Origin of the sequence: Gillisia sp. CAL575 (assembly GCF_000403785.1) — a bacterium.
Classification (GTDB): Bacteria; Bacteroidota; Bacteroidia; order Flavobacteriales; family Flavobacteriaceae; genus Gillisia.
Genome location: NZ_APHJ01000053.1, coordinates 1 through 7,163, shown reverse-complemented (window position 1 = coordinate 7,163; position 7,163 = coordinate 1). Strand labels below are relative to the sequence as shown.

General features: G+C 30.7%; 8 protein-coding genes. All 8 read left to right on the top strand.

Translation table 11 applies throughout. From position 1 onward, the window contains the following. The first annotated feature begins 13 nt into the window (after positions 1-13). The 8 genes from I130_RS14735 (at position 14) to I130_RS14700 (ending at position 6,951) form a co-directional block, all read left to right on the top strand. The gene (locus I130_RS14735; RefSeq protein ID WP_034925000.1) at positions 14-370 is read left to right on the top strand and encodes a DUF86 domain-containing protein; all 357 of its coding nucleotides are present in this window, start codon (positions 14-16) and stop codon (positions 368-370) included. Between the two features lie 806 nt (positions 371-1,176). Beyond that, positions 1,177-1,518, top strand: coding sequence for a type II toxin-antitoxin system RelE/ParE family toxin (locus I130_RS14730; protein ID WP_034924997.1), 342 nt, complete (start codon positions 1,177-1,179; stop codon positions 1,516-1,518). Between the two features lie 4 nt (positions 1,519-1,522). After that, positions 1,523-1,852: a helix-turn-helix domain-containing protein gene (locus I130_RS14725; protein WP_034924994.1), complete on the top strand. Its 330-nt coding sequence runs from the start codon at positions 1,523-1,525 to the stop codon at positions 1,850-1,852. A 183-nt stretch (positions 1,853-2,035) separates the two neighbouring features. Continuing rightward, a complete protein-coding gene (locus tag I130_RS14720) occupies positions 2,036-2,977 on the top strand; it encodes a retropepsin-like aspartic protease (protein WP_034924991.1) in 942 nt (313 codons plus the stop codon). 161 nt (positions 2,978-3,138) lie between these two features. Then, positions 3,139-3,711: an ASCH domain-containing protein gene (locus I130_RS14715; protein ID WP_034924988.1), complete on the top strand. Its 573-nt coding sequence runs from the start codon at positions 3,139-3,141 to the stop codon at positions 3,709-3,711. A 144-nt stretch (positions 3,712-3,855) separates the two neighbouring features. Further along, positions 3,856-4,593, top strand: coding sequence for a hypothetical protein (locus I130_RS14710; RefSeq protein ID WP_157480596.1), 738 nt, complete (start codon positions 3,856-3,858; stop codon positions 4,591-4,593). A gap of 242 nt (positions 4,594-4,835) precedes the next feature. Continuing rightward, positions 4,836-5,705 (top strand): Abi family protein, encoded by an 870-nt coding sequence (locus I130_RS14705; RefSeq protein WP_034924982.1) that lies wholly within the window; start codon positions 4,836-4,838, stop codon positions 5,703-5,705. Between the two features lie 373 nt (positions 5,706-6,078). Continuing rightward, positions 6,079-6,951, top strand: a complete 873-nt coding sequence (locus I130_RS14700) for a carboxypeptidase-like regulatory domain-containing protein (RefSeq protein WP_034924979.1) — start codon at positions 6,079-6,081, stop codon at positions 6,949-6,951. The last annotated feature ends 212 nt before the right edge of the window (positions 6,952-7,163 follow it).

The following is a 7,163-nucleotide window of genomic DNA, read 5'->3' as shown; positions in this document are numbered from 1 at the left end:
AAAGAATTAATTTATGGATGAAAGAATTCTAAAATGGTTATTTGATGTTAAGATAGCCATCAATGAAATCGAAAGTTATTTTGAGAATTCAGAAAAAGACTTTTTCAAGTACCGAGAAAATTTGATGCTCAAGCGAGCAGTTGAAAGAGATTTAGAAATTATCGGAGAAGCTGTTAATCGGATAATTACAAAAGATTCAAACTTTGAATCTAAAATCACAAATGCAAAATCTATTATCGGACTCAGGAATCAAGTGATTCATGCATATGATAGTATTTCAGATGAAAATATTTGGTCAATTTTGATTAACCACTTACCCAAACTTAAAAGTGAAATCGAAATGCTTACTGACCAACACAACAAAAGCTAACATCGGTTAAGCGCAAATAGCGGGCATTTTATTGAAAAGTACTATTTTAGACATCAAGTAAAAAACAACAAAGCCGACAAGAACGCGTCCCTACTCCACGCTACTTGCCTTAACCAAGACCGTTGTAAATTATGGCTCAGATTGAAAATCGCAAAACAAACTGTTGAAAATCTGAATTAAAAAGCCAATCACTCGCAACTGTTGCGCTGACTTTTTCAAGATTTCAGTTAAGGATAAAACTTACTCAAACGTGAGTTTTATTGAGAAAGTTTAAAAGGATGAAAAGTGTGAAAATTGAGTGATTTTAAAATCAGTGTGCGGATTCTTACTCAAACTTTAAAAAAGTAAAAACAGATGCATTCAGCTCATTATTCTGACTTTTACTCAAGTATGAAAAATGGATAAATTGAATGCCTTTAAATTTATAACTCTAACTTCAAATTAGACGTGACAAATGAAAAATGAATAAGATCCAAAAATTAAAAAACTGATTCTTACTCGAATTTGAAGAAAGAAAACAAGATTCAGAACAGAACAAAATGACTTAAAAAGGATGACAACAAAACAACATATTCTGAGGATCGCCACAATGTACAACATCGGTTATCGCAAATTAGCGGGTATTCAAGTAAAAGTTATATTTTAGTCATCAAGTAACAAACAAATAAGCCGACAAGTTCGCGTCCCTACTCCCGCCACTTGCGTTAACCAAGACCGTTACCTGTAATGCGGCCAGACCAAAATAAGTTTCCATATATAGAAACATTTAATTACCTTTGAATGTTCGTAATTGAAAATTATAGTGGATGAAAGAAAAATTTGAAGTTGTATTCCTAGAAAATGCAATTCAGTTTATTGAAAATTTAGACAGCAAATCACGAAATAAGATTATCTACAATATTGACAAAGCTCGATTTGTAAATGACCCAAAGTTGTTTAAAAAACTAACAGATAACATCTGGGAGTTTAGAACAAAATATAGTGGACTTCAATACAGACTTTTTGCGTTCTGGGATAAATCAGATGATAAAGAAACTTTAGTTATCTCAACTCATGGAATGATTAAAAAAGTGGACAAAGTACCGAAAGGAGAAATTGAAAAAGCTGAAAAATGGAGGACTGAATACTTAAAGAATTCAAAAAAATAAGAAGATGGAAACAAAAGGAAAAAACAGAAAAATGACTTTAGGTCAATTAAAAGATAAACACATTGGTGAAGTTGGGACTGATAATAGAGATAAATATGAATTTGACTTGAAACTCGATGTTTTAGGAGAGATGATAAAATCTGTTAGAAAAGATAGACACTTGACTCAAGAGCAACTTGGAGCACTTATTGGTGTACAAAAATCTCAAATTTCAAAATTGGAGAGAAATGCTAAGAACGTAACTGTAGAAACCATTTTAAAGGTTTTCAGAGCATTAAAAGCAAACATCAAGTTCAGTATTGAAATGAACGATGGAGATTATAAGGTTGCTTAAAAAAAGCACTACAGGTAACATCGGTTAAGCGCAAATAGCGGGCATTCTGGTGAAAAGTGCTATTTTAGACACCAAGTAAAAATCAACTAAGCCGACAAGAACGCGTCCCTACTCCACGCTACTTGCCTTAACCAAGACCGTTGTGCGTAAGCCGTAAGAAACTGTATTAAAAAAATTCAAAGAATGAAAATAGCTAAACTATTTATTTATTTTATAACACTTATTCTAATAAATAGCTGTTCAACTAGTAAAGCAGCAAAGTATTTTAAAGAAGGAAAAACAGACCAAGAAAACTATAAAATTACTTTTCCTTTCGACATAAAAAATGGATGGATAATTATACCTGTAGAATTAAAAAATAAAAAATATAAATTTATTTTAGATACAGGATCACCTACTCTTTTATCAAAAGAACTTGCTGAAAGTTTAAAAATGACAGTTATTGATTCTGTAAATGCCTATGATATTTATAATAAATCAAAACAAAATAGATATACAAGAATAGAAACCATAAAAATTGGATCGATAGATTTTGTTGGAATAACTGCCTTAGTAAATGATTTTAATGCTACACCAATTTGGTCTTCTTTAAATGTTGATGGATTTATAGGGTCTAATTTAATGCAACACGCTATTTGGGATATTGATTTTAGCAAAAATCAAATTACCATAACTGACAATGAATCAAAATTAAACTTACCTGAAGAAATAATTGAGAATAAGCTATTTATTGGTGTTGCCGGATTACCTTCTATTGCCAGTAAAATAAATGGGAAAAAAATATGGAATTTTTCTGTTGATTTAGGGTATGATGGAGATATCGTCATCCCTTTTTCAGAGTTTGAAAAGCAAAAAGAAAGTGGTCAAATTTCAGATTTCAAAAAATCTAATACTCAAGGTGTTATTGGAGTTTATGGAAAACAAAATTCAACAAGGGAATCTTATACCGGAATAATTAGCGAAATAGAATTCGGAAATTCTACTATGAAAAATGAAAAGGTGTATTCAGAGCAATATTTAGTAAAAAGGTTTGGTTTAGATTTTTTTAGAAATTATCGTGTTATTATAAATTGGAATAGTAAAAAAATAAAGTTGATAGAAAATAAAGAAACCACAAATTCTTAGTAAACGGCCTACGCACAACATCGGTTAAGCGCAAATAGCGGGCATTCCAGTGAAAAGTGCTATTTTAGAGATCAAGTAAAAAACAACTAAGCCGACAAGAACGCGTCCCTACTCCACGCTACTTGCCTTAACCAAGACCGTTGGCATTAATACCAAAAAAAATGAAACATTTGACAATTATGCTATTTTTGGTTTTAGTCAGCTGTAAATCGGAAACAAAAACTGAAGTAGATACGAGTAAAATCGCGGAATTTGAAAATGAAATTGACAAAACTGTACACGCAATGTGGGAAGATTTCACAGATTCAAATCCAGAATTTAAAAACGATGAATTACCAGATTCTTATCCTTTTCATAATAACGAATATGATTCAAATAGATTAGCGGAACTGATTGTAAACGGTAAAAAGAAAGCAGGTTCCAATTTATATTTTTGGTATAAAGAAGCTAATGCTGATTTACCTAAAATCGGAACAAAAAGTATTGTAACGGATTTTGATGGAAAAGCTCGAGCGATAATTGAAATTACAAAAGTAGATACAATTCCATTTAATCAAATTTCCAAAGAATATGCTGAATTGGACATGGGAACGAATATTGAACCTCTCAAAAAATGGAAAAAAGCACATTGGGAGTTTTTCGAGAACGCATTGCATCAAAGCGGAGAGAAACCGAAAGAAGATATGCTGATAGTTTGCGAATATTTTGAAACAATCTGGCCGAAAAAGTACTAATGCCAACATCGGTTATCAGCAAATAGCGGGCAATTGATAAAAAAGTGATAGTTTAGAGACCAAGTAACAAACAACTAAGCCGACAAGTTTTCGTCTCTACTCCCGCTACTTGCGTTAACCAAGACCGTTGTGTACAATTAATAAATGAGAGCACGAATAGGAATCATAATTGTAACATTGGCATTTATTGTGTCACTGAGCCCACACATGTTAATCTATACAGTACCAGTATTTGTAATTGGTTTGGTATTTCTATGGATAAGCAAACACAGAAGGAAAACAAAAATTATTTGGTCATTGTTACCTATAGTTTTTTGGTATCCTTGTTTTTTAGCAAGTATGTTTATTACCAGTACAATCGGTACAACAACAGCACAAAAATTTGATTTTATCTTCGAAAAGGATTTTAAAGGTAAGGCTGTAATTATTGAAAAAATGCCGTGTGGTCAAGAGGTAATATTAAAAAATGACCGTGAACAACTAATTATTCCAAAAAATGGAATATTACTATACCAGGGAGTATTTGAAACTGGATATGTTAACCACAAATATTATCGAAAACTTAATGAGGTGGATGTTGAGGAACTCCCAAGAAGATCCTATTCTATGTATTTTGAAAGCGAGTTAAATCCTCCTCCCAAGAATGACATCGGAGTTTGGCATGAGGGAACAGGAACCAAAAATATATATTTTCCGAAACCTGCAATTGAATATAAACCAATGAGTGTAATTGTAAGTTCTTCTGACAGTTTGAATAAATATTCTGAATTTCAATTAAATAAGGAATTTGAATCTTTAACTGACAGTTTGGTTAGAGTCGATAAAATTAACTGTACACAACATCGGTTAAGCGCAAATAGCGGGTATTCCAACGGAAAGTGATATTTTAGACACCAAGTAAAAAACAATAAAGCCGACAAGAACGCGTCCCTACTCCACGCCACTTGCCTTAACCAAGACCGTTGCCAACAATATTAACTGAACGGATTGTTAGAAAATTTATCAATTAATTTTATATACATTTTCCCGTCTTTCAGATTGTTTGCGGGGAAACAACCTTAAAGCTTAATCTGATAATTCTTATCTTTAACTTTTTCAATTAAAAAATAATATATCTTTTTTAAATGGGTCAAATTGCAACAAGTATTACTAAACAAATAGAAATTCTTAAGTTAAGAAATATGGATTTCGATATGGAAGAGGATAAAGTTAAAGAGATACTTTTGGATATTGGATATTATCGTTTAGGCTTTTATTGGAATCCATTTGAAATAGATGCAGAACATAATTTCGAGAAAGGGACAAAATTTTCAGATGTTGTAAATCTCTATTATTTAGATGTAGATTTAAGAAGTATATTGATAAAATACTTAAATAGAATTGAGTTAAGTTTTAGAACAAAACTAATTTATTATGTTTCTAACAAATATAAAAAATCACCTACTTGGTTTATCGACCCTAAAGTTGTATCAAGAGATTTTATAGAAAATTTCGAACTTCACTATAATGAAGATTTCATTAATGATAATAAGCCATTGAGAAAACATCATGGGAAATATATTAATGACAGATATGCCCCTGCATGGAAAACTCTAGAATTTTTGACTTTTGGAGCAATTTCGAAAATTTATAAATCATTAAATGAACAAGAAATTCAAGTAAGAATATCTGAGTTATACGGAGTAAGAAATCATCATAAATTTATAAACTTACTCAACACAATCGTTTATGTTAGAAACTGTTGCGCTCATAGCAGTGTTATGTTCGACTTAAATCTTTCTAAAAGTATATCGGCTTTTGCAGAAATACAATTCAATAGTACAGAAAGGCATAACTTAGATTCTTGTATTAAAGTTATTTTATATATAATTGGTAAAATTTCAAATAGTAGAAAAGATGAAATGGAAACCGCAATTAATACATTGTTTGAATCTTATGCAGATAATGAAGTAATACAAAATATTGTTAAAAATAAAATCGGGTATAGGTTTTGAATAAAATTCTCTATATTTGTATCAAATAAGTGCCTTATTATTTATATTTATATACTATAATGGTGCACTATAATAAAATAAAGATAAACCCAGACTTGCTCTGGGTTTTTTATTTAAAATAGTTTTGATTCCGTTTAAAACAATCTACTTCCCATTCAAATAAATTTAGGTTTGAGTCTTCAAAAAAAAATTCTGAACTTAATAAAAAATACTGTTGGCAACATCGGTTAAGCGCAAATAGCGGGGTTAGTCGAAAAAGTACTATTTTAGACACCAAGTAACAAACAACAAAGCCGACAAGAACGCGTCCCTACTCCACGCCACTTGCCTTAACCAAGACCGTTACCTGCTATTTTTAACCAAAATTTCGTAAATGAATAATGTTTATCTGACTTACCTCTTGACATTAATATTAATTTCAACAGGATTTTCACAAGAGATCAAACTGAAAGGAAAAATAACCGATAAAAACGAGATTGCTCTCCCGTTTGTAAATATTGGAATACCAATGAAACATATTGGTACGGTTTCGAATAGAAATGGAGATTATATTCTTAAAATACCTTCAAATATATTGGAAATTGATACAGTAGTGCTTTCTTATATAGGATACAAAACAATAAAAAAATCAGTTGCTGAATTAAAAGATCAAAATGATATATCGATTCAGATGGAAACTGAAGAAAATCAGTTAGATGAAGTTGTTTTTGAGACTAAAAAATTCAAAGACAAAAAACTAGGAAGAACTGATAAAGGTCTTGGTTTCATGCATTTTAACTTTTATACAGTTCATGAAAAAGAAATTGACGATAGATTAAGTAAAGAAAGAGGAATGAATATCAAACTCAGAAAAAATTGCCGACTTGAAAAATTCAATTTTGCAATTTCTCAAAATGAATTTAAATCCTTAAAATTTAGAATTAATATCTATAGGTTAATAGATGGCCAACCTGAAGATTTATTAATATCAGATAATATCATTTTCGAAATTAAGAATGAACAAATTGGCTGGAAATCTATTGATCTAAATCCTTACGACATCTATCTTAAAGAAGAACTAGGTGAAGTCTTATTAACAATACAATGGGTGGAAAGCAATAAATCAAAAGCTGACAGTAAGTTTTTTTCCATTCCAGCAAGTAAATCCCCATTTCATAAAATTTACTCTAGAGAAAAAGCAATGGATAACTTTGAGTCTCAAACAGGGAGTTTAAGTATGTATTTAGATGCCAAGTGTTCTAACTAAAAAACAGCAGGTAACATCGTTTCCTATGAAAAGCAATAACCTTATTTCTTAAAGATAATATTTTAATTTCTCTTATTTCATACTTATAATATTTTAACGTGTTGAATTTTTGATGAAGCTTTGCTTCAGTAAGAATTCAACACAAAAATAACCTGCTCAGCATCCTATTTGTGGTCACTTCTTGAGTGCCACCAGCATCACTATGATTGTGG

What these genes read in the sequence shown, in the direction of transcription:
- I130_RS14700 (WP_034924979.1), top strand. Translation starts at nt 6,079, where the DNA reads ATGAATAATGTTTATCTGACTTACCTCTTGACATTAATATTAATTTCA.
- I130_RS14710 (WP_157480596.1), top strand. Translation starts at nt 3,856, where the DNA reads ATGAGAGCACGAATAGGAATCATAATTGTAACATTGGCATTTATTGTG.
- I130_RS14725 (WP_034924994.1), top strand. Translation starts at nt 1,523, where the DNA reads ATGGAAACAAAAGGAAAAAACAGAAAAATGACTTTAGGTCAATTAAAA.
- I130_RS14720 (WP_034924991.1), top strand. Translation starts at nt 2,036, where the DNA reads ATGAAAATAGCTAAACTATTTATTTATTTTATAACACTTATTCTAATA.
- I130_RS14730 (WP_034924997.1), top strand. Translation starts at nt 1,177, where the DNA reads ATGAAAGAAAAATTTGAAGTTGTATTCCTAGAAAATGCAATTCAGTTT.
- I130_RS14705 (WP_034924982.1), top strand. Translation starts at nt 4,836, where the DNA reads ATGGGTCAAATTGCAACAAGTATTACTAAACAAATAGAAATTCTTAAG.
- I130_RS14735 (WP_034925000.1), top strand. Translation starts at nt 14, where the DNA reads ATGGATGAAAGAATTCTAAAATGGTTATTTGATGTTAAGATAGCCATC.
- I130_RS14715 (WP_034924988.1), top strand. Translation starts at nt 3,139, where the DNA reads ATGAAACATTTGACAATTATGCTATTTTTGGTTTTAGTCAGCTGTAAA.